The organism is Phocoenobacter uteri (assembly GCF_900454895.1).
GTDB classification, from domain to species: Bacteria; Pseudomonadota; Gammaproteobacteria; order Enterobacterales; family Pasteurellaceae; genus Phocoenobacter; species Phocoenobacter uteri.
Map to the genome: position 1 here is coordinate 1,361,005 of NZ_UGTA01000001.1, position 24,662 is coordinate 1,385,666.

Annotated in this window: 33 protein-coding genes and 1 tRNA gene; 31 read left to right on the top strand and 3 right to left on the bottom strand. The window is 34.7% G+C overall.

From position 1 onward, the window contains the following. Positions 1-35: 35 nt before the first annotated feature. From DYE60_RS06195 to glyA, 19 genes are all read left to right on the top strand, one after another. Positions 36-533 carry a hypothetical protein gene (locus DYE60_RS06195; RefSeq protein WP_115315760.1) on the top strand — a complete coding sequence of 166 codons (498 nt, stop codon included), beginning with the start codon at positions 36-38 and terminating at the stop codon, positions 531-533. A gap of 571 nt (positions 534-1,104) precedes the next feature. Next, positions 1,105-1,311 (top strand): helix-turn-helix transcriptional regulator, encoded by a 207-nt coding sequence (locus DYE60_RS06200; RefSeq protein WP_115315761.1) that lies wholly within the window; start codon positions 1,105-1,107, stop codon positions 1,309-1,311. Between the two features lie 11 nt (positions 1,312-1,322). Next, positions 1,323-2,051, top strand: coding sequence for a hypothetical protein (locus DYE60_RS06205; protein ID WP_115315762.1), 729 nt, complete (start codon positions 1,323-1,325; stop codon positions 2,049-2,051). Next, the gene (locus tag DYE60_RS06210; protein ID WP_115315763.1) at positions 2,044-3,054 is read left to right on the top strand and encodes a P2 family phage major capsid protein; all 1,011 of its coding nucleotides are present in this window, start codon (positions 2,044-2,046) and stop codon (positions 3,052-3,054) included. The genes DYE60_RS06205 and DYE60_RS06210 overlap by 8 nt, the downstream gene beginning before the upstream one ends. Before the next feature lie 141 nt (positions 3,055-3,195). Continuing rightward, entirely contained in the window at positions 3,196-4,155 is a 960-nt protein-coding gene (locus DYE60_RS06215) for a hypothetical protein (protein WP_115315764.1), read from the top strand. Positions 4,156-4,438: 283 nt separating this feature from the next. Further along, positions 4,439-4,654 (top strand): helix-turn-helix transcriptional regulator, encoded by a 216-nt coding sequence (locus DYE60_RS06220; protein WP_115315765.1) that lies wholly within the window; start codon positions 4,439-4,441, stop codon positions 4,652-4,654. Beyond that, positions 4,655-4,885 carry an Ogr/Delta-like zinc finger protein gene (locus DYE60_RS06225; RefSeq protein WP_115315766.1) on the top strand — a complete coding sequence of 77 codons (231 nt, stop codon included), beginning with the start codon at positions 4,655-4,657 and terminating at the stop codon, positions 4,883-4,885. 99 nt (positions 4,886-4,984) lie between these two features. Then, on the top strand, positions 4,985-5,623 hold the full coding sequence (locus tag DYE60_RS10380) for an ash family protein (protein WP_115315767.1): 639 nt from the start codon (positions 4,985-4,987) through the stop codon (positions 5,621-5,623). Further along, positions 5,616-5,933 (top strand): hypothetical protein, encoded by a 318-nt coding sequence (locus DYE60_RS06235; RefSeq protein WP_115315768.1) that lies wholly within the window; start codon positions 5,616-5,618, stop codon positions 5,931-5,933. Before DYE60_RS10380 ends, DYE60_RS06235 begins: the two co-directional genes overlap by 8 nt. Continuing rightward, positions 5,923-6,195: a helix-turn-helix transcriptional regulator gene (locus DYE60_RS06240; protein ID WP_115315769.1), complete on the top strand. Its 273-nt coding sequence runs from the start codon at positions 5,923-5,925 to the stop codon at positions 6,193-6,195. Before DYE60_RS06235 ends, DYE60_RS06240 begins: the two co-directional genes overlap by 11 nt. Continuing rightward, positions 6,188-6,487 carry a helix-turn-helix transcriptional regulator gene (locus DYE60_RS06245; RefSeq protein ID WP_115315770.1) on the top strand — a complete coding sequence of 100 codons (300 nt, stop codon included), beginning with the start codon at positions 6,188-6,190 and terminating at the stop codon, positions 6,485-6,487. The genes DYE60_RS06240 and DYE60_RS06245 overlap by 8 nt, the downstream gene beginning before the upstream one ends. After that, on the top strand, positions 6,477-6,644 hold the full coding sequence (locus tag DYE60_RS10220; protein WP_172460374.1) for a hypothetical protein: 168 nt from the start codon (positions 6,477-6,479) through the stop codon (positions 6,642-6,644). Before DYE60_RS06245 ends, DYE60_RS10220 begins: the two co-directional genes overlap by 11 nt. 67 nt (positions 6,645-6,711) lie before the next feature. Beyond that, positions 6,712-7,851, top strand: coding sequence for a DUF927 domain-containing protein (locus tag DYE60_RS10385; protein ID WP_115315771.1), 1,140 nt, complete (start codon positions 6,712-6,714; stop codon positions 7,849-7,851). Beyond that, positions 7,769-8,872 (top strand): DUF927 domain-containing protein, encoded by a 1,104-nt coding sequence (locus DYE60_RS06255; protein WP_172460375.1) that lies wholly within the window; start codon positions 7,769-7,771, stop codon positions 8,870-8,872. The genes DYE60_RS10385 and DYE60_RS06255 overlap by 83 nt, the downstream gene beginning before the upstream one ends. 844 nt (positions 8,873-9,716) lie before the next feature. Beyond that, entirely contained in the window at positions 9,717-10,625 is a 909-nt protein-coding gene (gene rdgC, locus DYE60_RS06260; protein WP_115315773.1) for a recombination-associated protein RdgC, read from the top strand. Next, the gene (nudB, locus tag DYE60_RS06265) at positions 10,625-11,056 is read left to right on the top strand and encodes a dihydroneopterin triphosphate diphosphatase (RefSeq protein ID WP_115315774.1); all 432 of its coding nucleotides are present in this window, start codon (positions 10,625-10,627) and stop codon (positions 11,054-11,056) included. The genes rdgC and nudB overlap by 1 nt, the downstream gene beginning before the upstream one ends. A gap of 27 nt (positions 11,057-11,083) precedes the next feature. After that, positions 11,084-11,425, top strand: a complete 342-nt coding sequence (locus tag DYE60_RS06270; protein ID WP_115315775.1) for a rhodanese-like domain-containing protein — start codon at positions 11,084-11,086, stop codon at positions 11,423-11,425. Between the two features lie 13 nt (positions 11,426-11,438). After that, entirely contained in the window at positions 11,439-12,179 is a 741-nt protein-coding gene (locus DYE60_RS06275) for a YebC/PmpR family DNA-binding transcriptional regulator (protein ID WP_115315776.1), read from the top strand. 182 nt (positions 12,180-12,361) lie between these two features. Then, positions 12,362-13,624: a serine hydroxymethyltransferase gene (glyA, locus tag DYE60_RS06280; protein WP_115315777.1), complete on the top strand. Its 1,263-nt coding sequence runs from the start codon at positions 12,362-12,364 to the stop codon at positions 13,622-13,624. Positions 13,625-13,677: 53 nt separating this feature from the next. Here the strand turns inward: glyA and lpxM are convergent, their stop codons facing one another. After that, the gene (gene lpxM / locus DYE60_RS06285; protein WP_115315778.1) at positions 13,678-14,619 is read right to left on the bottom strand and encodes a lauroyl-Kdo(2)-lipid IV(A) myristoyltransferase; all 942 of its coding nucleotides are present in this window, start codon (positions 14,617-14,619) and stop codon (positions 13,678-13,680) included. Positions 14,620-14,702: 83 nt separating this feature from the next. Between lpxM and DYE60_RS06290 the strand changes: the two genes are divergently transcribed. After that, positions 14,703-14,792, top strand: a tRNA-Ser gene (locus DYE60_RS06290). 15 nt (positions 14,793-14,807) lie between these two features. On the opposite strand, the gene DYE60_RS06295 is transcribed toward DYE60_RS06290, so the two are convergent. Both DYE60_RS06295 and DYE60_RS06300 read right to left on the bottom strand, forming a co-directional pair. Beyond that, positions 14,808-15,185, bottom strand: a complete 378-nt coding sequence (locus tag DYE60_RS06295) for a copper resistance protein NlpE (RefSeq protein WP_115315779.1) — start codon at positions 15,183-15,185, stop codon at positions 14,808-14,810. Positions 15,186-15,228: 43 nt separating this feature from the next. Then, a complete protein-coding gene (locus tag DYE60_RS06300) occupies positions 15,229-15,528 on the bottom strand; it encodes a DciA family protein (RefSeq protein WP_115315780.1) in 300 nt (99 codons plus the stop codon). Positions 15,529-15,649: 121 nt separating this feature from the next. On the opposite strand from DYE60_RS06300, the gene secM reads away from it, so the two are divergent. The 11 genes from secM to rapZ all read left to right on the top strand — a co-directional run bounded on the left by secM (position 15,650) and on the right by rapZ (position 24,661). After that, entirely contained in the window at positions 15,650-15,979 is a 330-nt protein-coding gene (gene secM / locus DYE60_RS06305) for a secA translation cis-regulator SecM (protein WP_115315781.1), read from the top strand. Positions 15,980-16,029: 50 nt separating this feature from the next. After that, complete coding sequence (secA, locus tag DYE60_RS06310) at positions 16,030-18,708, top strand: preprotein translocase subunit SecA (RefSeq protein WP_115315782.1); 2,679 nt, start codon at positions 16,030-16,032, stop codon at positions 18,706-18,708. A 99-nt stretch (positions 18,709-18,807) separates the two neighbouring features. Continuing rightward, positions 18,808-19,245, top strand: coding sequence for an 8-oxo-dGTP diphosphatase MutT (mutT, locus tag DYE60_RS06315; RefSeq protein WP_115315783.1), 438 nt, complete (start codon positions 18,808-18,810; stop codon positions 19,243-19,245). A gap of 3 nt (positions 19,246-19,248) precedes the next feature. After that, positions 19,249-19,800: an oligoribonuclease gene (gene orn, locus DYE60_RS06320; RefSeq protein WP_115315784.1), complete on the top strand. Its 552-nt coding sequence runs from the start codon at positions 19,249-19,251 to the stop codon at positions 19,798-19,800. 9 nt (positions 19,801-19,809) lie between these two features. Then, a complete protein-coding gene (gene tsaE / locus DYE60_RS06325) occupies positions 19,810-20,310 on the top strand; it encodes a tRNA (adenosine(37)-N6)-threonylcarbamoyltransferase complex ATPase subunit type 1 TsaE (RefSeq protein WP_115315785.1) in 501 nt (166 codons plus the stop codon). Beyond that, entirely contained in the window at positions 20,311-21,300 is a 990-nt protein-coding gene (locus DYE60_RS06330; RefSeq protein WP_115315786.1) for an N-acetylmuramoyl-L-alanine amidase, read from the top strand. Positions 21,301-21,393: 93 nt separating this feature from the next. Next, the gene (gene lptC / locus DYE60_RS06335; protein ID WP_115315787.1) at positions 21,394-21,966 is read left to right on the top strand and encodes an LPS export ABC transporter periplasmic protein LptC; all 573 of its coding nucleotides are present in this window, start codon (positions 21,394-21,396) and stop codon (positions 21,964-21,966) included. Between the two features lie 12 nt (positions 21,967-21,978). After that, positions 21,979-22,479: a lipopolysaccharide transport periplasmic protein LptA gene (lptA, locus tag DYE60_RS06340; RefSeq protein WP_424450091.1), complete on the top strand. Its 501-nt coding sequence runs from the start codon at positions 21,979-21,981 to the stop codon at positions 22,477-22,479. An 8-nt stretch (positions 22,480-22,487) separates the two neighbouring features. Next, positions 22,488-23,213 carry an LPS export ABC transporter ATP-binding protein gene (gene lptB / locus DYE60_RS06345; protein ID WP_115315788.1) on the top strand — a complete coding sequence of 242 codons (726 nt, stop codon included), beginning with the start codon at positions 22,488-22,490 and terminating at the stop codon, positions 23,211-23,213. Positions 23,214-23,248: 35 nt separating this feature from the next. Beyond that, positions 23,249-23,788, top strand: a complete 540-nt coding sequence (locus tag DYE60_RS06350; protein ID WP_115315789.1) for a PTS sugar transporter subunit IIA — start codon at positions 23,249-23,251, stop codon at positions 23,786-23,788. Positions 23,789-23,809: 21 nt separating this feature from the next. Next, a complete protein-coding gene (gene rapZ / locus DYE60_RS06355; RefSeq protein ID WP_115315790.1) occupies positions 23,810-24,661 on the top strand; it encodes an RNase adapter RapZ in 852 nt (283 codons plus the stop codon). The last annotated feature ends 1 nt before the right edge of the window (position 24,662 follow it).

The window sequence follows — 24,662 nt, forward strand, 5'->3', positions numbered from 1 at the left end:
TTAAATTGAAAATCTATTAAACGTAGGGTAGCAATATGGAAATTATTATTTTTATCATCAGTCTTCCTTTTATTGCATTTTTTGTCTTAATTGCACTTATTATTACTTATTTTCCAATAATTTTGATGATTATTGGAGGTGTATTTCTCTTCGTTATATTTTTCAGATATATTGCTATTCTTGCACTGGCTGTTGGAACTCTTATAGCTGTATTAGGTATTGGATTCTTATGTTATGAACTACCACAATTTATGTTTGTTCCTATAATTGTCTATTTATTTATGCGTTGTTGGGTTTGGCTATTGCCAAGTAACGAAAAAATACAGCCATTTACAAAACAAGAATCAAGTTGGACGGATATCCCAATACTTAATTTAATTAACTTTGTAAATATTGTTTTGCTTACCTCATTATTCTATAAAGGTTTAGATATAAACGGAGGCGCTGCTCTTTTTATTGCTCTAATATCGTCACTTTTCATCTATACCTATATTGCAGAGAAAAAGCCGGCAATGGAGCAAGTTTTCATTTAATTTAACTCATCTCAAAATCTTTTCTTAGCTATTTACAAAAAAATTTATTCAAAAAAACGAATATTTATTCAATGATAATTTTTGCTTATTTTTTGCCCATTTTGAAAAATGGAAGTTTAGACGTCTAAACTGAGAGATCATACCCTTTCCCTCGCGTCGCCTGCACACTAAAAGTGTGTTTTATTACGCAAAAATAAAAAGACGTTCACGCCTTGCTTCATCTAGCTTGGCTTACGATTTTTATCACGCAAAAAATTACGCATAATTATGCAAAATTTGCGTTATTTTTTAGGAGCTTTTTTTCCATTATGTTGAAAATTCAACCGTTTATAAAAAAGCCTATTTTTTCATATTCCTGAAACGCCCTGATGTGTCCCAGTTTGAATTTTTTCCCTTTTTTATATCGAGAAAATTTAGCTTATTTATGTTTTTTGATGGTTTATACGTGTTATCCCCCTTTTAACAACCTGAACAGAGTGATAAAAAAATCAATTCTCTTTATATTTAAACCGTCCGAGCAAGCTAGCAAGGATAAATAATCGTATTTAGGGACAACAAAAAAGGAACACCAATGACCACAGAAAAGAAAGAACGGTTTATTGCTATTGATGAAGTTCAAGACCGCACAGGGTTATCAAGATCGGTTATCTATGACCGAATGAAAAATAATAATTTCCCTCGTTCTGTTCGTTTAGGCAATAAAACCGCAAGATGGCTAGAAAGCGAGATTGACAGCTGGATAGACCAACAAGCAACAAATAACCGTATTAAATTTTAAAGGAAAACACAATGAAAATTGAATTTAAGAACCCAGAAACACAGGCAGAATTTGAACGCTTGAAAGCAAGCCTAGATACAGCCAATAACGCATTAAAAAGCGTTAAAGATGAAATTAGCAGGCTTGATAGTGAATACAACAAAAATAAATCCGTTATCAGTGCATTAAAAGCAACGATTGAAGAACAAGCAGAAAATGCAAAAGAAAAACAGGTAAATTCATTAAATATTGATATTAAAGACTTCATTAAACTACGCCGAGAAAATAACGAAGCTAAGGACAAGCTAGAATATTTTACGGCTCTTAATGAAGACATAGAAGAAAAATCAATGTATCTAAAACATATTGAAGCATTTGACAAATATCGCGAAGCAGAATATCGCAGGGACATATTGTTAGAATTTACTTGTGATAAATTACTCGATGAATTTTCCCAAGAATACGCCGAAAAACTACACTTATTTTTCTATTTGAATGACTTGCTCACCAAATGCAACGAATACGAAGAAGAAAGCGACAGAGTAAGAAAGGCAAACAATAAATTCATCGCTAAATTACTCCCACATTCACACAAAACAGCACTACCCAAAGAATTACATATAGAAAGCAAGCCCACAGTTCAAGGAGAGCGACTATCAAAAATGGGATTTGAAAAATATCGTAAAAATAAAGGGCTTACAGGCTTTAAAAAAGTATTTTCAGAATTTGAAGTAAAACAAGAAGGAAACAGCAATGAATAATTTCACTATTAAAAAATTAGCAGACAACAAAGACAAAAATATTTTTACACTCTCTAAGGTTATGTCCGAAGAACAGCAGCGATTTTTACAACATAAAGTAGATTTTACAGGTTGGGAAAATTTAAGCGAAGAAAAAGAGCGTGATCTACTTGCTAATTTGCAAACTCACCCGCTTTTCAGATTCATTAACTTAGCTATTTGTGTCAATGTTGCCTTAGATATTCAAAATTCTGGCAAAGCTATCGCTGGAACAACAGACACAAGAACAACTGCGAGAGAACCTAAAATTGTACTTGAAAAAGAATCAAAAGAAGTAAACGTGCAACAAATCAACATTGATTCTAATATTACTTACAATGATCTTGATGCGTTTATTTCAACTTCTCAAAAAGAAAAGAAACTAGAAACCGTTGCAACGGATGACATTATTTCTAATTTGATAATGCTAGGCTTTAATGGAACACACAGAAGCAAAAACAGCGACCCACAACGCTACCCACTAGGGCAAGATGTGATTAAAGGCTGGTTACAGAAAATCAGAGATAAAGCACCGCAAGCCGTTTTAAATAATGAAACAGTAGGCAAGGCACAAAGTAATAACAACTTAAATGATTTATTCAAAAAAGCAAAAGAGCAATTACCCCCAATTATTGCAAAAAGCGGTAAATTGATCGCAATTTGTGGTTCTGATATTTTGCCAGATGTTGATATTCAATTTACTTATAACGAGCTATCTTTTGAAAAGGAACAGGCAACATTATCACAAAAAACGATTGCAGGCATAAAATGTCTTACAATGCCATTTTTTCCAGAAGATAGCGTTTTAATCACAACCCTAGATAATTTAAGGCTTGTTATTCAGAATAAATCCACTAGATTTGCTTTATTAAATAATCCTTCAGAATCACGCATTGAACACTGGTTTAGTACAAACGTGGATTATGTTATCGACAGCTACAAATCAGCCGTTTTAATTGAAAATATTCAAATGATAGATGATTAAAAGCTAGGCATTGCACGGAAGCACAAGGCGGAGAAATCCGCTTTTTTGTATCTAAATTTGCTAGAATACGCATAAAAAAACAATGATTAAATTTTTACTAGAAACAACTAAAAACAGCTAGAAACTAACAAGGCGGAACAGATGAAAACAACAAACTCACAATTCAAACTACCCCCTAAAAAATGGTATTCCTTAGATCAGGCTTGTGAACAAATATATAAATACACTGATGAAAATGTAACAAAAGATGATTTAATACATTATGCAAAAATTGGATTATTAAAAATAAGTATTAAAACTCATATAACAAAGTATCACAAAAAAATAGGTTCCGTACGTCTTGATGAAAACTTATTATTTTTGTCTATAAATGGTAAAAAATATGATTTTGATCTAGATTTTGGACAGTTTAATAAAGATATCGCGACATATAAAAATAATGTCTATCTACTGATAAATTCACTAGATGAAGCCTTTGTTATTAGTGGTTTTTTACATATCAATTTTGAATATTCAAAACCTATTGAAGTTGATGGTATAGATACTTTTGATTTTGGGCTTAACCATTTATTAAAAGCGACTAAAAAAGATGTCTATTTAGATGATAAATTTGGCATTATTTCATTTTATCCTCCGAATGATAAAAATATTAAATTCTATTTGTGGGGATTTGAAAAGGCTCTTGATCCTTGGCTTTTAGATGAATATGGTAATGAGCTAGATAAAGAATATGACGAAGATTTAATCTATTTTGATAATGGTAGCCAACCTTTAAGAAAAAAATATATTCATTTTAAATATGATGATCTATATATGTTATATGATGATTTAATCGCATTCTTAGAAAATAATAAAAAGCAAAAAGAAAATAAGGTTGGACGTAAAGAACGAGAAGATAAAGAACAGATTATTAAAATGGCTAAAAATATTTTTAAAGAAAATCCAACCGCATCGAAAAATAAAATAATTGATTTCTTAGTAGACAATTATAATATCCCTGAATCTACCTTAAAAAAATATTTTGAAAAAGAAAATATAGGAGCACCAAGCAAACAACAAAATAGATCTCTTGTTATTAAAAAGAAAAATTATAATTATTAACTTATCAATAAAAAGGCTATTAATCACTAAAATGAATTAATAGCCCTTTTCTTTTTTTAGAATGTATAACCCCATGATTTAATTAGTAAATTAAAGAACATAAATAATAAATAACTAGCTATTTATTATTTATGTCTTATTTGCCTCCTTCAAACCCACTACGATCCCCCACGCTATCCAATAGCAATGAAATCAACACAAGAACGCATTAGAAACTCAAAAAACACGTTGGCGAACGTTAGAAATGAATTTTTAAGCGTAATTTTTCACACAAGGGGAAACTATGACACAACCAGAACACAATAAACTACAACTCTTTACAGCAGAAGAACTCGCAAAACCGCCTTTTAGTATCGCGTCTAGATCGACGATTTGGCGATGGGTAAAAGTGGGGGCATTTCCGAAACCGATCAAGTGTGGGCGTTTTAGAAAGTGGCTTTTATACGATATTGAACAATGGCTACTAGAACAACGCAAGCAAGCATTACAGGGGGAATAAATGGCAGTGAATATCTATTGCCCGTTATGTGGGCATAAAACCCATACAAGAACCAGCGACAGACCAACAAAAACGACCGTAACCGCTCAACTTTATTGCACAGGTTGTGGCGATTTCAAGGGGGATTTTGTGGGCGAGATTACTCGAATTAAAACCGCAAAATGGAATGATGATGCAGAAATAAAAAACGGTATTAATCAAGATGATTTGCCTAAATATCGCGATCTGTAAATTTTCCCCAAAATTTCACCGCTTGCGACAGGCAAAAAAAAGACGTTGTGGCGACAACGTCTAACAAGGCTTTAAAATTTTACTAAAAAGGTTAACCAGATGAAACTAATTAAACACAGTGGGGCTATTTTAATAAAAACCCCCTATAAAACACAAACAAACGAACAAAAAACACACTCAACATACAAAAAAACCATTGAAAACCATCAAAAACAGGGTTATATTGTCCAAGTTGTAGCAAAATCTACAGCCGAGCCTGGAAACTCGAATAATATAATCTTGGTGAACAGTAGTACGCCTTTTCAAGCGTGCTTTTTTGTTTGTACGTACCCCAATATAGATCTATCTTGTGATAGACTATTCTCAATGGTGGCACGTAATGAGAAAGGTTTCGCCCTTTGCTACTTTCCAAGATTTGTAGTTTTCCAGCTCGTTACGTGTTACCGCCCAAGCCTGGAAACTTATGCGGTAACTTCTAAAAATTTAATCTTGGAGTTATCAGCAATGATCTATTTATTATTGTGTGTCAATCGCACAAAACCTACTTTCAATACTGAAATCGTACGCATTCAAGCCCCAAACGCAGATGAAGCACGCTTTAAACTTACAGCAGACTATCAACTCTTAACCGTATGCGGACGTTTAAACCCTAACCGCTTTTCAAGATTTGCAAAAAATCACAAAAATTCAACCGCTTGCCCCCTTTCAAATAATGTTCAAGGGGGGCTTTATGCTTAATTCAAATATGACACTAAATGAAATCCTAAACACGCTCCAAACGTTTGAAGATTTAGGCAATGAAACAAGCTGTGATATTGAAGTGCTTGAAGTATTTCCAACACTGCTTGAAGCGTTAAGTGAAAATATTTGCTCAGAAAATCATGAGCAAGACTATCACAGATTAAAATTTAGTATTCAGCAATTAGCCATTTTAGAGCAGGTTTATATCAAACATTTAACAAAACGCTTTTCAAGTTTTAATACTCAAATAGGCTCGGTTTCAAGAAGTACGGATAGATTTATGGGAGTAGTGAATAATGGAAAATAAGATAATCACAGGCATTCAAAATCCTGAACCTAATATTGAATTTATACGTAAGCAGGACGTTATAAAACTATTTCAAGTAAGCCCAGCAGTGTTTGACCGTTGGCAACGTAAAGACAGCGGATATTATCGCCCTGATTTTCCTAAAAAAATAAAACAAGGTAGCAATTATGTTGTTTATGTTCGCAGTGAAATTAAGGCTTATATGCAAAAGCTAATCGATGAAAGAGATAATCAGACAGAACAAGGGGGAAATGATGACTAAACCAACTTATACGGAACTCGTTCAAACGCTTTTAAAACGAATTGAAAAGCTAGAAAGCAAGCAAAAACTACTTGAACGCGCATTATTAAAAATCAGCCCTGAAACAGCAGATAAAATCCTAAGTTATAAAGAGATAGCTCAGTATATAGGCGTTTCTTATGACCACGTAATGCGAACACTATCAAAAAAAGCAGGCTTTCCAAAACCAATAAAACCAAGCAGCCGCCCACGTTTTTATGCAAGTGAAGTTATTCAGTTTCTAAAAGACCAGGGGGCAAATAATGAAAAATGAGAATGTTTTAATTACTGCCCAGCAAGTAATGGCGATCACAGGCTTAAACCATATCGGAATGCTTAAACTTGAATTAAAAGGCGAGCTACCGCCTGAAACAACAAACCCAAAACAATGGCGTTTAAGTGATGTAATGGCTTGGAAACATAGCAAGTAAAAGAAACAATAAACCATACCAAAGGGGGAGAAATCCCCCTAATAAAACAACTAAAAAAGGTCGAATTATGATGAACGGAATAAATAATAAGCTACTAAATGCACGAAATTCAAGCAAGCAGAAAAAAGATAAACCTTATCAAATAACCGTGCTTGCTGGAAGTGAAGCAGAACCCTATAACAAAAATTCAGTTGAATACGAACTTATTTTAAGTGCAATTAAACCTGAAAACAGAGCGGAATTTCCCCCCGTTTTTATAGGGAAAAAAGAACTTGAATATTTGCCAAATGTAAAAATCACAGATGGCGAGAATGATCGTATTTGTGTTTATCAAATGGGCGAATTATCAGAAGACCAAATCACAGCGATTTGTGTCGCCGTGGCGAAATATACCCAAGCAGAAACGCTTTTATTTTATGATAAAGGCTTAACAGAAGAAGATTGTAGCGACTATATAAAACGCATTAGAAACGGCGAAGCAACCCCAGAAGTTTTAAAACTGGTGGAGAGTAATGCAAAATCTCTTATACCACAAAGAAAACGTTACATAATGGGAAATGATGGGCTCTATTTAGCAGAAACAAAAACCGATAAAAACGGCAATGAATACGAAGCTACACCGATTTTTTTATGCAATGAAGCCTATACAAAAGGCATAGGTATTGATGAAGATAATAAACATTATACTATTCTTGAATGGGTATCAGTAGGTAATAATAAACAATATGTAGAGCCTATTTCTAATAAAGATTTTGGTAAAGGTGAATGTTGGGACGACCTAAGAGAGCTAGGTTTAGTTATTCCTTATGATGGAAAAGCTAATAAAGAATTAGCCACTTACTGGCAAATTGAAGCGATTAAAAATGCCCGCTGGAATGTGACCAACAAAACAGGCTGGCAACACGGCGTATTCTTTTTGCCAAATGGCGACAGCTTAGCGGACACGGGCAAAAATGTATTATTAAAAAACAAATCAGCCAGTGCAAAGGGCTACGGCGTAAGCGGTTCGATTGAAAGCTGGCGAGACAATATCGCAAAATATGCACAAGGTAACCCTATCTTTATTTTAGCTCTTGCTTGTGGCTTTACTGCTCCAATGTTGCACCTTTTAAAAGCGGATAGTTTTGGGGTGCATATTTACGGAAAATCAACAGACGGAAAAAACCACTGCGGGCAACATTGCCAGCAGTATATGGGGCTATTGTGAAGAAATGCGATTAACGTGGAATAGCACAAAGCTAGGTATAACTAACGAAGCCTTAGCCCACAATGATAACCTTTTACCAATGGACGAAATTACCACCGCCGACCCAATGCAATTAAACTCTATTGCTTATGATCTATTTAGTGGCGTTAGTAAGCTACAAGGACACGAGAAAGGCGGAAATAGAACCGTTAAACGTTGGAACGTTTTAGCATTTAGCACGGGCGAAAAAGACCTAGACACAATGTTAAAAACCGCAAATACAGCTAACAACAAAACAGGGGCAAAGGCTGGCGAATTAGTGCGATTATTGAATATTCCAATGCAACAGGCGGAAAAGTGGCACGAATTCAACACGGCAAAAGATTTTGCAGATAATATCAATGAACAATGTAAAAATCATTATGGCTTAGTTGGTAGAGCCTGGATCGAATATTTGGCAAAAAATACCGAGCTTTTACAATCAAAATCAGAACAGTATGCAAAAGAATGGCAAGCCTATTTATTAAAACAAGGCGATATAACCCCACAGGCTTACCGAGTAGCGAGAAGATTTTCACTATTAGAAACTTCATTACAACTTACAACACAATTCACAGGCTTTAAGCAACAGGATATAAAGCAGGCTCTAATTTTTTGTTTTGATTTATGGCTGGATAATTTTGGGCGAGGCGATAAAGAAGACGAACAAATCATCGAAACACTAAAAAATTATATATCGACTAACTACCCTAAATTTATTAAACAAGGGGAAGGCTTGCATAATGTTGAATTTTTAGGGGCGATTTTAGAAATAAAAGATGATAAAGATAAAGTTATTAGAGAAGATTTTTATATAAACACGGAAATTTTTGATAATGTTATAATGAAAGGCTTTAACCGCCTAGAAGCATTAAAGACCCTAGAAAAAAAGAATTTATTAAAGCGAAAAGAGAAAGATCGCTACCATTCAAGAATTCCAGCAAACATCACACCACACAGAGGGGCGAGAGGTTATTTAATTCAAGGCATATTTGAAGACTAATCAGAGAATTTTTTTAAAGCAATTGAGATCCGTCTTAATTGCTTTTTTTATATTGAATAGAAAATATTATGTTAAATAGAAAAAATTTCAAAGTTCAAAAAACAACCACTAAAAAACCAAAAACGCAGAACCGTTTTTTATTAACGGAAAAGTGGGATTTTTGGGCACAAATAGAATAATTATATAAATAGTTATTATAAAACAATATATTATATTAAATACTATATAAATAAATGTGCCCATTTTGTTTAATTTTGTGCCCAAAAATCCCATTTTATGCTTTTACCCTTTTTTATGATCCCGAAAACTTTTGGGCACAATCCCATTTTTAAAAGGGTAAAATGGGCACAAAATTAAAAAACAACATATTGAAATAAAAAAGAAAAAAGCACCTTGTGCCCAAAATCCCATTTTTCCGCTACTTTTGAACGAATAGAAAAATAAAATACAAAAATGAATAAAATACTCACTTCGCACTTTGTTTAAAAAACAAACCAAAAAGACAGCGTATAATAAAAAAGCAATTTTTGCACAGATAACCCAGAATTGACCCACCTCAACAAACAATCAGATAAAAATTGTTAAACCCTAAAAACCGATCAATAATCAATCAAAAAACTAAAACAAGATTTTTAATGATCCCTTGACTGATCCCTTTTTGATATGTTGAAAACGGTAAAAGCTAGTGTTTACAAGGCTTAGCGGAATTAGTTCAGTTATGACCCTAACCATTTCTTATTTAATTATTTCTCCCGCAAAAATTTCATCATATTTACTAAATAAACCTTATTGTTAATGATACAATAGTATCAATATTCTGTTTTATAATTTCAAGGAATCTTCAATGTACTGGTTTAAAAATATAATGATTTATCGTCTAACAACTCCCCTTGATTTAACGAGTGCAATGTTAGAAGAAAAATTACAAGCAAACAAATACCGCCCTTGCACGCAAAGTGATATGAGTAGATTTGGCTGGGGAGCGCCGCTAATTACAAGTGAACAATTACACTTTAATGTCAATAAACAATTTTTACTCGTGTCTCATAGAGAAGAAAAACTCTTGCCAGCCCCTGTCATTAAAAGTGAGATGGACGAGCGCATTGCGGTTTTAGAAGAGAAAGAAAACCGTAGATTGAAGAAAACTGAGAAGCAGGCGATTAAGGATGATGTGGTGGCGATGTTACTACCTCGTGCGTTCAGTAAACATCAACATACCGCAATTTGGTTAGATTTAGAAAATCAGTTGGTTTATGTGGATAGTGCGTCAAGCAAGCGTGCCGAAGACAGTTTAGCCTTGTTGCGTAAAAGTTTAGGTTCTCTGCCTGTTGTGCCCCTTTCTTTTGTTTTAGAGCCGAGCGAAGTGATGACAAATTGGGTCGCAAAAGGGCATACGCCAAATTGGCTGACATTATTAGAAGAGGCAGAATTAAAATCCTTTGATACCGAGAGCACTATTCGTTGTAAGCGTCAAGATTTAGAAAGTGAAGAAATTGAATCGCACCTCGCCGCAGGAAAATATGTCACAAAATTAGCCTTAGAGTGGGAAGATCATTTCTCTTTTATTTTTAACGATGATGTAACTTTTTCTCGTGTCAAATATGCCGATGAAATTAAAGAAAAAAATGATGATATTTTGAAAGAAGATATTGCACAGCGTTTTGATGCGGATTTTGTCTTGATGACCGAAGAGTTAAAACAATTTACGCAATATTTAATTGAAGAATTTGGTGGCATTAAAGAGCGTTTATAATGGTGTATAAAAATAATCAATCTGTTTTAGTGGTCATTTACGCCAAAGATACCCAGCGTGTATTGATGTTGCAACGTAAAGATGATCCTGATTTTTGGCAATCCGTCACCGGTACAATTGAAGATAATGAAACGCCTTTTCAAACGGCATTAAGGGAAGTAAAAGAAGAAACAGGAATTGATATTGTTGCTCAAAATTTATCCCTTTATGACACAAAAAAGCGTTTTAAATTTGAGATTTTTCCGCAATTCCGTTATAAATACGCACCTAATGTGACGCATTTTACAGAACACTGGTTTTTATTAGGACTTGAACAAGAAATTGAGCCTATATTAACCGAACATTTGGCTTTTCAGTGGCTAAATATCAATGATGCAATGCAATTAACAAAATCACCGAATAATGCACAGGTGATTGAGCAATATCTTTAATTTTATGAAATATAAATAGGAGTAAAAATGGGAAAACTTATCCCTAAGATTGTTACAGTCGCTTCACTTATACTAATGATGGGGGTTGCAAATGCTAAAACATTTTGGATTGATGTTCGTACTCCCGCTGAATACCAAGAAGGACACGTGGTAAATGCAGAAAATATTCCATTAAATATAAATTTTGCAAATGATGTATTACAAAAAGGATACCAAGTGAGCGATACGCTTTTATTATATTGCCGCTCAGGGAATCGTTCAGGACAAGCAAAGAAATTATTAGAAGAAGCTGGATTTAAAAATGCACAAAATGTAGGTGGATTTTCCGCCTTAGTTGCAACAGGTTCAATCAAAACAACAACAAAATAAGAAGGAAAAATTTATGGCAGGTCATAGTAAGTGGGCTAACATCAAACACCGCAAAGCGGCACAAGACGCACAGCGTGGTAAAATTTTTACAAAGTTGATTCGTGAATTAGTTACAGCGGCAAAAATTGGGGGCGGTGATCCTGCTGCGAATCCTCGTTTACGTACTGCAATTGATAAAGCATTAGCGAGTAATATGACGCGTGACACCATTAACCGTGCCGTTGAGCGTGGTGTCGGTGGTGGCGATGATACCAATATGGAAACCAAAATCTATGAAGGTTACGGTGCTGGCGGTGTTGCGGTAATGGTTGAATGTTTAAGTGATAACGCAAACCGTACCATTTCACAAGTGCGTCCAAGTTTTACAAAATGTGGTGGTAGCTTAGGTACAGAAGGTTCTGTAGGCTATCTATTTACTAAACAAGGGTTAATTTTAATTGCAGAAGCAGATGAAGATGCTTTAACTGAAGTTGCTATCGAAGCTGGCGCGGATGATATTCAACCACAAGATGATGGATCTTTTGAGATCTATACTGCGTGGGAAGAAGTGAGTGCAGTTAAAGATGAAATCGAAAAAGCGGGCTTTAAAGTGGAATCGGCGGAAGTGACAATGATCCCTTCAACTTCAGTGGATCTTGATGCTGAAACTGCACCAAAATTATTACGCTTAATCGATATGCTTGAAGATTGTGATGATGTTCAAAACGTGTATCACAATGGTGAAATCAGTGATGAAATTGCTGCAACACTTTAATTATTGCTAATAATTCAATAAGTTAAAAATTAGTTTTATTTTAATAAGCGGTCATTTTTTGTAAATTATTTGCAGAAAATGACCGCTTCGTTATAAGAAAAAGCTACCTATTTAAACTAAAAATAGATAAAATACGCCCCACATCTCTACCCCGCATAAACGTTTACTAAAAGGAGAACGCAATGTTAAATCGTAATATGAATATCGCTGATTATGATCCTGTTTTATGGCAAGCTATTTTAGATGAAAATCGCCGTCAAGAAGAACATATCGAACTTATCGCCTCAGAAAACTACACTAGCCCACGCGTTATGCAAGCACAAGGTTGTCAATTTACTAATAAATATGCCGAAGGTTATCCAGGTAAACGTTATTATGGTGGGTGTGAATTTGCGGATGTTGCTGAACAATTAGCGATTGACCGCGCAAAAGCACTTTTTGGGGCTGAGTATGCAAATGTACAACCACACTCTGGTTCTCAAGCAAATGCCGCTGTATATATGGCATTATTAGAAGCGGGAGATACCATTTTAGGAATGAGTCTTGCTCACGGTGGACACCTAACTCACGGTGCAAAAGTCAGTTTTTCAGGAAAAATTTATAATGCAGTACAATATGGCATTACCGCCGATGGTGTGATGGATTATGACGATATTCGTCGCCAAGCCCTTGAATGTAAACCAAAAATGATTGTAGCGGGCTTCTCTGCTTATTCTCAAATTGTAGATTGGGCAAAAATGCGTGAAATCGCTGATGAAGTAGGTGCTTATTTATTCGTTGATATGGCTCACGTCGCAGGCTTAATCGCTGCGGGAGTTTATCCTAATCCACTTCCACACGCTCACGTAGTAACAACAACAACTCATAAAACCCTTGCTGGCCCTCGTGGTGGATTGATTCTTTCAAGCTTAAAAGATGAAGAATTACATAAAAAATTAAATTCTGCGGTATTCCCAGCAAGTCAAGGTGGTCCATTGATCCACGTGATTGCTGCAAAAGCGGTTTGTTTTAAAGAAGCTATGGAACCTGAATTTAAAGCATATCAGAAACAAGTTTTAACTAACGCTAAGGCAATGGTTAACGTTTTTCAAGAACGTGGTTATGATATCGTTTCGAATGGGACAGAAAACCATTTATTCTTGGTCGATTTCATCAAAAAAGGCATTACAGGTAAAGCCGCTGATGCAGCCTTAGGTGCAGCCAATATTACTGTGAACAAAAACTCTGTTCCGAACGATCCTCAAAGCCCATTTATTACCTCTGGCATTCGAATTGGTACACCATCAATCACGCGTCGTGGTTTTAAAGAAGCAGAAACGGTTGAATTATCAGGCTGGATTTGTGATGTATTAGATGCTGTAGGAAAAGAGAATGAGCAAAGCGTGATCGAAGCAACTAAGCAAAAAGTATTAGAAATTTGTAAACGCTTCCCTGTTTACGCTTAATTTTTATCTTTGAAAAATTAAAAAGCAGATCTAATGATCTGCTTTTTTCATATCTATTTTTGATAAATATCTATTCCATCTTGACGTGTTTTCAACAATTTTAAAATCCAAACATATTGCTCAGGATTTTTTGGCACAAAATATTCAATCACTTTATTCATTTCTCGTGCTGCTTGTACTGGTTCGCCAGAAAAATACATTGGTGGTAAAATCTCAATTTGATACACGCCTTTTTCCGCATTATAAATAGGAAATAATGGGATCACTTCGGCATTGGTCAATCTTGCCATTTTAGTTAAACCGGGTAAAGTCGCTTTCTGAGTCGCAAAAAAATCGACAAAGACACTGCCCTTTTCTCCAAAATCTTCATCGGGCAAAAAATAGCCTAGTTTTCCACTTTTAACATCACTTAAAAACGGTTTAATGCCATTTTGTCGCGTGTGCATTTTTCCACCAAAACGCTCTCTCGCCAAGTTCCAAAACCAATCAACTAACGGGTTACGATGTGGGTTATACATTGATACCATCGGCATTCCCATTGTGGTTAACACCGCCCCTGAAACATCAATAGACCAAGTGTGAGGCACTAATAAAATAACATTTTTTGAATTAGATTTAACCGATTGAATATGTTCCAGCCCTGAAAATTCAGTGCGAGATTGTAAATATTTTGGAGAACGAACCGCAATTTCTCCTACTGCAAGCATTGTTTGAGCGACGGTGATAAACATTGCTTCGATAGTTTGATTACGCTTTTGCTCTGTCCACTCAGGGAAGCAATAACGTAAATTTACTTCCGCTTTATTCCGTTGTTTATGAGCTTTTTTATAAGCTATTTTCCCTACAAGATAGGCAAATTTATCCCTTAAACGAAAGGGGATAAAAGCCAAAATAACGAGTCCTAAAACCCCAAGCCAAATCCCCCAATATTTAGGGTGTAAAAATTGCCACGAAAAATGATGTCGATAACCTTTACGAGCTGTTAAGCGTGTCATAAATATCCGTTTGATTAAATAAAAACTTGCCAAAGTGGCGTAATCTCTATAAAATCACGCCACTTCATAAATGAATTCAGACTGGTGAGATGTCCGAGTGGTTGAAGGAGCACGCCTGGAAAGCGTGTATATGCGAAAGCGTATCGGGGGTTCGAATCCCCCTCTCACCGCCATGGATTACAACCTTCTTATTTTTTTACCTGTACTTTTTTTAATTTATAATTTAAACCTGTTTTTGCTACATTCCCGTCTTGATCACACATTTCTACATAATTATCTCTAATTTTAAATTTACGATTACCTGCGTGTTCATCAAGTACAATTACATCTTCTTTCTTTGCATCCCATTCAAATTGACCTTTTTCAAGATATTCATTAGGCTGTTTATTTTGGAAGTATGTTGTCTCATAAATATAAGATTTATCTGATTTTAATACTAATTTTGCTTCAATTTTATCACAATCACTGCAAGGTAAAGTACCTTGATATGTACCTGCTACATTATTCGCAGTCATAGAACAAGCACTCAATAACGTTGCAATACTAATAACCATAAGTTTTTTCATAATAATTACTCCCATAATTATAAATTGGTAAATTAAATGAGATTCAAAATCTCGGATTTATGCGAAATAATAAGCCTGTTACCTCTGTAAAGTCAATTCTTATTAACGCTAATAACTCTTCTTGCTTTAATTGTAAGCCACTTTTTACTGTTGCATTCTGAACTTCTAATACGAGTTGATTATCAACTAAATTGACAACTCGATAAAGCCCTCGATAAGAATCTGGTAATCGTTGCTGTATTTTATAATTCAAATCGTTTAACAAATTAGCCCGCTCAACGATATGAATCAACTGAGCATTTTTCAAGATGTCTTTTATATTTTTTATTGTTGATTTTTTCATCTCACTCTCTTTTCTTTGACTTGAATTTATAAACTTTGCCCCAATATTTTCCCAAATCAAGACAAATTACCGTATAATAAAACTTTATCATAAAATAAATACAGTTATAATTAAATTCATAATGGGACTTTTTAAACACATTTACAAATCTACTCGCTTTTCGCACTTATTATTAGGTATCGTTGCCTTTTGTGCGTTTTCGTCGGTATATGGTAGTACCAATCAAAGTGAAACTAAGTCCATTAGTGTTCAACAAACAACACCTTTTTATCAACTTGCTCATCAGAATTCTGTCCTAAGACAAACTTTACAGCATTTTTATCCATCAAAAACAAAATTTTCGCTTGGTTTACAAGCGGTCACATTTATTCCGTTTTTTGTAAAAAAATATCAACACCTTGAAACGAAGGCGAATCCTATCCGTGCAGGGCCGACATTCCTTTATCAATAAGCAATTATTTTATATTTAAACACTTAATTTTATTTTTAAAGGAAAACATAATGATTACAAAATTAGCCACTGCCATTTTTGGAAGCAGTAACGATCGTACTCTACGCCGTTTAAGAAAACGTGTGTATCAAATCAATAAATTAGAAGCAGAATTTGAACAGCTCACCGATGAGCAACTACAAGCGAAAACTGCTGAATTTAAACAACGTTTAGCAGATGGTGCGAGTTTAGATAGCTTATTACACGAAGCTTTTGCAACAGTGCGTGAAGCAAGTAAACGTGTACTTGGTTTACGTCCTTTTGACGTTCAGCTTATCGGTGGAATGGTATTAACAGAACGTAATATCGCAGAAATGCGTACAGGGGAAGGAAAAACCTTAACCGCAACCTTACCTTGTTATTTAAACGCACTAACAGGCAAAGGTGTTCACGTTGTTACAGTAAATGATTATCTTGCACGTCGTGATGCAGAAACTAACCGCCCATTATTTGAATTTTTAGGCATGAGCGTGGCGGTAAATGTGCCAGGTTTATCACCAGCGGAAAAGCAAACCGCTTATGATGCGGATATTACCTATGCCACAAATAGTGAGCTCGGTTTTGACTATTTACGTGATAATTTAGCGAATTCAAAAGAAGATCGTTTTCAGAAAAATCTTTATTACGCATTAGTTGATGAAGTGGATTCTATCTTAATCGACGAAGCACGTACCCCTCTGATTATTTCAGGGCAAGCGGACGATGCAACCCATATTTATCAAGCGGTGGATCAAATTGTTCCACACTTAATCTTCCAAGAAAAAGAAGATACCGAAGAATACATCGGCGAAGGCGATTTTACCTTAGATCTTAAAAACAAACAGGCACATTTAACTGAGCGTGGTCAGGTTAAAGTAGAAGAATTACTGACTAAAATGGGGTTAATGCACGAGAATGAAACCCTTTATTCGCCTGCTCGTATCGGTTTATTACACCATACTTATGCGGCGTTGCGTGCTCATAAATTGTTTGAGAAAAATGTTGATTATATTATCAAAGATGGCGAAGTGGTGATCATCGATGAACACACAGGACGTACAATGGCAGGTCGTCGTTGGTCTGACGGTTTACACCAAGCGATTGAAGCCAAAGAGAAAGTTGAAATTCAAGCAGAAAACCAAACTGTGGCATCAATTACTTACCAAAACTATTTCCGTTTATATGAAAAATTAGCGGGAATGACAGGAACAGCAGATACCGAAGCCTACGAATTCCAACATATTTATGGCTTAGATACCATTGTTATCCCAACTAACAGACCGATGATCCGTGATGATCGCACCGATTTAATGTTCAAAACCGAAGCAGAAAAATTTGGGGCAGTTATTAAAGATATTCAAGATTGTATCGCTCGCAACCAACCCGTGTTAGTGGGAACGGTGTCGATTGAAAAATCAGAAGAGCTTTCTCAGGCATTAAATAAAGTAGGCATTGAGCATAAAGTATTAAATGCGAAATTCCACCAACAAGAAGCACAAATCATTGAAAATGCGGGCTATCCGGGTGCGGTCACTATTGCAACTAATATGGCAGGACGTGGAACGGATATCGTATTAGGCGGTAACTGGAAAGCGGAAATTGAGAAATTAGATAACCCAACAGAAGAACAAATTGCCGAGATCAAAGCCGCGTGGCAAGAACGCCACGAAATTGTGATGCAAGCAGGTGGTTTACATATTATTGGTACAGAACGCCACGAGTCACGTCGTATTGATAACCAGTTGCGTGGTCGTTCAGGTCGTCAAGGCGATCCGGGTTCATCACGTTTCTATCTTTCATTAGATGATGCGTTAATGCGAATTTACCTGAACGAAGGTAAATTAAATATGATGCGTAAAGCGTTCAGTGAAGAAGGCGAAGCAATGGAGTCTAAATTACTGACCAAAGTGATTGCCTCTGCACAAGCAAAAGTGGAAGCACACAACTTTGATGGACGTAAATATTTATTACAATATGATGATGTGGCGAACGATCAGCGTAAAATCATTTACGAACAACGTAATGAATTATTAGAAGCCCACGATATTTCAGATATGATTGAAAATATCCGTGAAGACGTCTTCAATAATGTAATAAGCCAGTATATTCCGCCACAATCTATTGAAGAAATGTGGGATATTCCAGCGTTAGAGACACGTTTATCGCAAGACTTCTCGTTAGATTTACCTATTGCAAAATGGCTTGAAGAAGACGATCAATTACACGAAGAAACCTTACGTGAAAGAATTGTTGAAAAAGCGACTGAAATCTATCGTCAAAAAGAACAACTTGTTGGCGAAGAATCAATGCGTCATTTTGAACAAGGCGTAATGTTGCAAAATCTTGACGAGCTTTGGAAAGAGCATTTATCGGCGATGGATTATCTACGAAAAAGTATTCATTTACGTGGCTATGCCCAAAAAGATCCAAAGCAAGAGTACAAAAAAGAATCATTTGAAATGTTTACCACGATGTTAGAAACCTTGAAATTTAACACTATCAGCATTTTAAGTCGTATTCAAGTACGTAGCCAAGAAGAAGTGGAAGAAGCAGAGCGTCAGCGTCGAGCAATTGCAGAAAAAGAAACCGCTGGTTATCATACTAGCGATGAAGAAGAGCAAGATTTCTCAAAACAAAAAATTTCACGCAATGCACCTTGCCCTTGTGGTTCAGGTAAAAAATATAAACATTGTCACGGTAGTATTGCTTAATGGAATAAGCGGTTAGATTTAGGATAAATTTTGCAAATTTTCATAAAAATCTAACCGCTTGTCCTAGAATTTATAGGGATAAAACCAGAGGAATAAACAATGAATGAGAAACCCAACCCCAAACCTGACACAAACTCAAAACCCTTAGTTCAAGTTGCTGCTGCGATTATTCGCAATGAATTTGGACAAATTTATTTAGCCCAACGCCTTGAAGGACAAGATTTTGCACAGGCACTGGAATTTCCAGGTGGCAAAGTCGATAAAGGCGAAACGCCAGAACAAGCGGTGGCAAGAGAGCTTGAAGAAGAAGTCGGCATCCATATCTTAGGGGCATTTCCTTATGAACATTTTACTTTTGAATACCCTACTAAAATCATTGAATTTTTCTTTTATTTGGTCGAAGAATGGATAGGCGAACCTTTTGGGCGAGAGGGGCAAGAAGGTTTTTGGATTGAACAATCTGAATTAGATCCTGAGCAATTTCCCCCAGCAAACGAACAACTCATTAAACGACTAAGACTAGAAGCACAGGAATAATTTATGGATCATCATTTAAACAAACATAACCTAATTTGGATCGATCTAGAAATGACAGGGCTTGATCCAGAAAAAGAACGTATTATTGAAATTGCGACAATAGTCACAGATAAAGATCTGAATATTTTAGCCGAAGGGCCAGTACTTGCGATTCATCAAAGTGATGAATTATTAAATAAAATGAGTGACTGGTGTATGAAAACCCACACCGCAAATGGTTTGATCGAGCGTGTAAAACAAAGTAAATTAACCGAGCGTGCAGCAGAATTACAAACTATTTCATTTTTAAAACAATGGGTTGTCAAAGGTGCGTCGCCAATTTGTGGCAACAGTGTGGCACAGGATAAACGTTTTTTATATCGTTATATGCCAGAGCTTGCGGACTATTTTCATTATCGCCATTTAGATGTAAGTACCTTAAAAGAGCTTGCAACTCGTTGGAAACCTGATATTTTAAAACAGTTTGAGAAAAAAAATACTCATTTAGCCTTAGATGATATTCGAGAATCTATTGGAGAGCTCAAATTTTATCGTTCTCATTTTATACAACTATAAGTGATAAAAATGCAAAACTTAACTTTTTCCTTTAAAAATGAAACTCAAATGCTACAATTTGGGACACAATTGGCGGTTATATTTAAGCAATATTTTGCAAAATCGCCTAATAACTCACTGGTTGTGTACTTAAATGGGGAACTTGGTGCAGGTAAAACGACACTAACAAGAAGTATCGTGCAAGCTTTTGGACATACAGGGAATGTCAAAAGTCCAACTTATACCCTAGTTGAAGAATATCAACTTTCGCCATATTCTGTTTATCACTTTGATCTTTATCGGTTAAGTGATCCAGAAGAATTAGAATTTATGGGCATTCGAGATTATTTTCAAGCTCAATCATTATGCTTGTTAGAATGGGCAGAAAAAGGAAAAGGAGTTATTGCAGAATCAAATTTAGACATTCAAATTGATTATGCAGATGAAGGACGAAATATTACACTCTTGCCTAAAACAGCCGAACTTGTGGAAATAATCACTCAATTAAATAATGAAAGAACAGGTACGTAAATGAAAAAAATGTGGAAAAATTATCTTTTTATCTTTTTATGTGGGGGCTTGTTAACAACCTCAACAATGGCTTTTTCACAGCCTATAATTGTTGCAATTGATGCTGGACATGGAGGTAAAGATCCTGGTGCGATTGGGACAAAATATCACATTCAGGAAAAAACAATTACATTGGGAATTTCAAAAAAATTAAAGAAATTGCTTGATAATGATCCACATTTTAAAGGTGTTTTAACACGTAATGGCGATTATTTCATTAATGTTAATGAACGTTCCGAAGTTGCTCGTAAATATAAAGCAAATTTATTAATTTCTATTCACGCAGATGTTTCGCCACAATCTCATAGTGTTCAAGGTGCATCGGTTTGGGTTTTATCTAATCGTCGAGCAAATGATGAAATGGGTAAATGGCTTGAAGATCATGAAAAACAATCTGAATTGCTGGGAGGAATTGGAAGCGTTCTTTCCAGTAAAAAAGATCGTTATCTTGATACCACTGTTTTAGATTTGCAATTTTCACACGTACAACGTGCAGGATATGCAATGGGCAAAGAAGTATTAGATCAGCTAAATAAAGTAATTCCGCTTGTAAAATCAATACCTCAGCACGCAAGCCTTGCGGTGTTACGTTCGCCAGATATTCCTTCAATTTTAGTAGAAACAGGTTTTTTATCTAATCCAAAAGAAGAAAAATATTTATCTCAACGAGATTATCAACAAAAAATTGCAATGGCGATCTATAAAGGATTAATAAATTATCGTAATAAAAATTATATTAACCTAAATACAACAAAATCAAACCACAAAAAAAAGCGGTTAAAAAATAGTGACATTACGCATAATCAATCAGCAAATTATTATACTGTACAAAAGAACGATACTCTTTTTGCTATTGCGATGAAGCATAAGATAACGTTGCATAAATTAAAAAAATTAAATCATATTAAAGGCAATCTCATTTATGTAGGACAAAAATTAAAATTACATTAATAACATTACAAATTGAGCTATCATAAACAAATTCTATAATTAAAATTATGTTATGATAGCTTCTATTTTTTATATTTGATTACCTTGATTTATATGAATATACGTTTAAATATTATCCTTTTTATTATTGTTGTTCTACTTGGTGGTTGGTATTTTTATCAGCAACAAGACAGCAATCATTTAGAAAGCTTAATAAAAAGAGAAGGGCAACCCGAATATGTCGGGGATAAAGTCACAACTTCTGTTTATGATACCAATGGTAAAGCACAATATTTTGCCGAAGCAGATGAAATTAAAAACTATGAAGCAACAGGAAAAGTTGAACTAATCAACCCCTTATTAAGTCTGTTTAATGATGTTAATTCATTAAAAGAGTGGCAAATTACCTCTTTACAGGCAGAAATTAGTAAAGATAAGATCTTACATTTAATCGGAAATGTAAAAATTGAAAGTTTAGGCGAAACACAATTACAATCTATTGAAACAGATGAACTTTCTGTTAATTTGAATACACAAGATATTTTTACCCAAAAACATATTTTTGTGAAAGGAATTGGTTTTAGTAGTGAGGGAATTGGATTGCAAGGTAATTTAAAACAACAATCGGCACAATTAAAATCAAATGTAAAAACGCTCATTGAACCGACTAAATTAGATAAAAAATAAAGGATATTAAAAATGAATTTTATGAAGAAAATATTATTGCTTAGTTTATCGTTAGCCCCTTTTTCTACTGTTTATTGCGTAACAAACGATGCTCAACAACCGATTAATATTGAATCTAAAACCCAAAATTTTGATATGAAAAAAAATACCATTATTTTTGATGGCGATGTCGTGATTACACAAGGTTCAATTAAAATTAATGCGGATAAAGTCATTATTCTACGTCAGAAAGGCAAAAAAGAAATTATCAATGCTTATGGTAACCCAATGAAATTTCATCAAGTCCTTGATAATGGCAAACCTATTGATGGGCAAGCTAATCAAGCACATTATGATTTAGGAAATGAGTTTTTAACTCTAACTGGAAATGCAAAATTAAAACAAATGGATAGCTCAGTAGAAGCAAATAAAATTACTTATGATGTGAAAAAACAGCAATTAAAAGCAGCAAAACAAAACACATCATCACGAGTAAAAACTATCCTTATTCCAACACAATTAAATAATAAATAGGATCAATAATGGCAATTTTATCAGTTGAAAATTTAGCGAAAAGCTATAAAACTCGTCAAGTTGTTAAAGATGTTAGCTTGAATGTAAAATCAGGAGAAATTGTTGGTTTACTTGGTCCAAATGGTGCAGGAAAAACCACCACTTTTTATATGGTTGTGGGATTAGTTCGCCATGATAAAGGAACAATTAAAATTGATGATCAAGATATTAGTTTGCTACCAATGCACAATAGGGCGAGTCAAGGAATTGGTTATTTACCACAAGAAGCCTCTATTTTTCGCCGTTTAAGTGTCTATGATAACTTAATGGCTGTCTTGCAAATTCGTAAAGATTTGAATAATGAACAACGTAAAGCTCGTGCTAATGAGCTAATTGCTGAATTCAATATCGATCATATTCGTCACAATTTAGGACAATCTCTTTCTGGGGGCGAACGTCGCCGTGTAGAAATTGCCCGTGCCTTAGCCGCCAATCCAAAATTTATTTTATTAGATGAACCTTTTGCTGGGGTTGATCCAATTTCTGTTATTGATATTAAAAAAATTATCGTCAATTTAAAAGAACGTGGATTGGGGGTATTAATTACCGATCACAATGTGAGAGAAACCCTTGATGTGTGTGAAAGAGCCTATATTGTCGGCAGTGGCGAAATGATTGCTTCTGGTACACCATCACAAATTTTAGAAGATAAAAATGTAAAACAAGTTTACTTAGGGGATCAGTTCAAATTATAAAACTGATAATTATTCATTATAAATAAACATAAATTATGAAATTAACCGACTATCTAAAACCTGAACTAATTCAACTCGGAATGAATTTTTCAAGTAAAAAACGAGCATTAGAAACTATTGGTACATTAGTAACGGATTATTTAATACAAGATGAAACAGAAAATGATCATTCTGATGTTGATTGTTTTGCTTGTTTATTTAAACGAGAAAAATTAGGTTCAACTTGCATTAACTACGGTATCGCCCTACCTCACGCAAAATTGCCAAATTGGAATGGCGATAAACCTATCGCTGTTTTTTTACAGCTTGAAAATCCGATTGATTTTGAAACCGCTGATAATAGAGAAATTGACTTGATTTTTGCGGTTATTTTTCCAGACAAAGAAGATGATGAATATCAAAATAGCCTACAACAAATCGTAAAAGTCTTAAATAATAAGCAGTTAGCAAAATTATTACGAACAACGCAATCCCTAGAAGATATTTGGACGATATTTGAGCAAGCCACACTTCCAGAAGAAGAACTTGACGAAGAGAATAAGGAAGATATATCATCTCAGCCAAAGGACGAATAATCGAATAAATAAGGGGAAAGAATGGAACTTATCATTATAAGCGGACGCTCAGGCTCAGGAAAATCAGTAGCACTCAGAGCATTAGAAGATATGGGCTATTATTGTGTTGATAACCTTCCCCTCTCCTTAATTCCTAGTCTTGTGGATATCTTATCTAAAACCAATGATTCTATTGTTGTAAGCCTTGATATTCGCAACTACCCTAACTACATAAAAAAATTTGATAACCTGTTATCTGAACTACCTAACTATGTAAACACTCGTTTTATTTTTTTAGATTGTAATCCAAATATCTTAATTCAACGTTACAGTGATTCTCGTCGTCTTCATCCTCTCTCCAAAGAAAATTTATCCCTTGAAGGTGCGATAACACTAGAAACAAAATTACTCACACCGCTCTATCAATATGCTAATAATATTATTGATACCACTCACTTATCCACACACGAGCTTGCGGCTAAATTACGTAATTTACTCACAGATAGCGAAAATAAAGAACTTCATATTATTGTTGAATCTTTTGGCTTTAAATACGGTATTCCACCTGATGCAGATTATGTTTTTGATGTACGTTTTTTACCAAATCCATATTGGGATATAAACTTACGTTCAATGACAGGTTTAGAGAAACCTGTACAAGATTTTTTATCAAATCATCAACTTGTAGAACAATTTATTCAAAAAACGAGCGATTATTTAGAAATGTGGTTAACGGAATTAGAACACAATAACCGCAGTTATTTAACGATTGCCATTGGTTGTACTGGTGGAAAACATCGTTCTGTTTTTGTGGCTGAACAATTATTTGAATATTTCAAACAAAAAAATCATAACGTTAAAATTCGTCATCGTCAGTTAGAAAAAGAATTTTAAG

Coding starts and splice junctions, on each gene's coding strand:
- lpxM (WP_115315778.1), bottom strand. CDS start 14,619: ATGACACGCTTAACAGCTCGTAAAGGTTATCGACATCATTTTTCGTGG.
- DYE60_RS06245 (WP_115315770.1), top strand. CDS start 6,188: ATGACTAAACCAACTTATACGGAACTCGTTCAAACGCTTTTAAAACGA.
- DYE60_RS06240 (WP_115315769.1), top strand. CDS start 5,923: ATGGAAAATAAGATAATCACAGGCATTCAAAATCCTGAACCTAATATT.
- DYE60_RS06195 (WP_115315760.1), top strand. CDS start 36: ATGGAAATTATTATTTTTATCATCAGTCTTCCTTTTATTGCATTTTTT.
- DYE60_RS06270 (WP_115315775.1), top strand. CDS start 11,084: ATGGGAAAACTTATCCCTAAGATTGTTACAGTCGCTTCACTTATACTA.
- lptC (WP_115315787.1), top strand. CDS start 21,394: ATGAATATACGTTTAAATATTATCCTTTTTATTATTGTTGTTCTACTT.
- glyA (WP_115315777.1), top strand. CDS start 12,362: ATGTTAAATCGTAATATGAATATCGCTGATTATGATCCTGTTTTATGG.
- mutT (WP_115315783.1), top strand. CDS start 18,808: ATGAATGAGAAACCCAACCCCAAACCTGACACAAACTCAAAACCCTTA.
- nudB (WP_115315774.1), top strand. CDS start 10,625: ATGGTGTATAAAAATAATCAATCTGTTTTAGTGGTCATTTACGCCAAA.
- DYE60_RS10220 (WP_172460374.1), top strand. CDS start 6,477: ATGAAAAATGAGAATGTTTTAATTACTGCCCAGCAAGTAATGGCGATC.
- DYE60_RS06295 (WP_115315779.1), bottom strand. CDS start 15,185: ATGAAAAAACTTATGGTTATTAGTATTGCAACGTTATTGAGTGCTTGT.
- lptB (WP_115315788.1), top strand. CDS start 22,488: ATGGCAATTTTATCAGTTGAAAATTTAGCGAAAAGCTATAAAACTCGT.
- DYE60_RS10380 (WP_115315767.1), top strand. CDS start 4,985: ATGAAACTAATTAAACACAGTGGGGCTATTTTAATAAAAACCCCCTAT.
- DYE60_RS06300 (WP_115315780.1), bottom strand. CDS start 15,528: ATGAAAAAATCAACAATAAAAAATATAAAAGACATCTTGAAAAATGCT.
- DYE60_RS06215 (WP_115315764.1), top strand. CDS start 3,196: ATGAAAACAACAAACTCACAATTCAAACTACCCCCTAAAAAATGGTAT.
- DYE60_RS10385 (WP_115315771.1), top strand. CDS start 6,712: ATGATGAACGGAATAAATAATAAGCTACTAAATGCACGAAATTCAAGC.
- DYE60_RS06275 (WP_115315776.1), top strand. CDS start 11,439: ATGGCAGGTCATAGTAAGTGGGCTAACATCAAACACCGCAAAGCGGCA.
- DYE60_RS06220 (WP_115315765.1), top strand. CDS start 4,439: ATGACACAACCAGAACACAATAAACTACAACTCTTTACAGCAGAAGAA.
- DYE60_RS06225 (WP_115315766.1), top strand. CDS start 4,655: ATGGCAGTGAATATCTATTGCCCGTTATGTGGGCATAAAACCCATACA.
- secA (WP_115315782.1), top strand. CDS start 16,030: ATGATTACAAAATTAGCCACTGCCATTTTTGGAAGCAGTAACGATCGT.
- DYE60_RS06210 (WP_115315763.1), top strand. CDS start 2,044: ATGAATAATTTCACTATTAAAAAATTAGCAGACAACAAAGACAAAAAT.
- DYE60_RS06235 (WP_115315768.1), top strand. CDS start 5,616: ATGCTTAATTCAAATATGACACTAAATGAAATCCTAAACACGCTCCAA.
- rdgC (WP_115315773.1), top strand. CDS start 9,717: ATGTACTGGTTTAAAAATATAATGATTTATCGTCTAACAACTCCCCTT.
- tsaE (WP_115315785.1), top strand. CDS start 19,810: ATGCAAAACTTAACTTTTTCCTTTAAAAATGAAACTCAAATGCTACAA.
- orn (WP_115315784.1), top strand. CDS start 19,249: ATGGATCATCATTTAAACAAACATAACCTAATTTGGATCGATCTAGAA.
- secM (WP_115315781.1), top strand. CDS start 15,650: ATGGGACTTTTTAAACACATTTACAAATCTACTCGCTTTTCGCACTTA.
- DYE60_RS06330 (WP_115315786.1), top strand. CDS start 20,311: ATGAAAAAAATGTGGAAAAATTATCTTTTTATCTTTTTATGTGGGGGC.
- rapZ (WP_115315790.1), top strand. CDS start 23,810: ATGGAACTTATCATTATAAGCGGACGCTCAGGCTCAGGAAAATCAGTA.
- DYE60_RS06200 (WP_115315761.1), top strand. CDS start 1,105: ATGACCACAGAAAAGAAAGAACGGTTTATTGCTATTGATGAAGTTCAA.
- lptA (WP_424450091.1), top strand. CDS start 21,979: ATGAATTTTATGAAGAAAATATTATTGCTTAGTTTATCGTTAGCCCCT.
- DYE60_RS06205 (WP_115315762.1), top strand. CDS start 1,323: ATGAAAATTGAATTTAAGAACCCAGAAACACAGGCAGAATTTGAACGC.
- DYE60_RS06350 (WP_115315789.1), top strand. CDS start 23,249: ATGAAATTAACCGACTATCTAAAACCTGAACTAATTCAACTCGGAATG.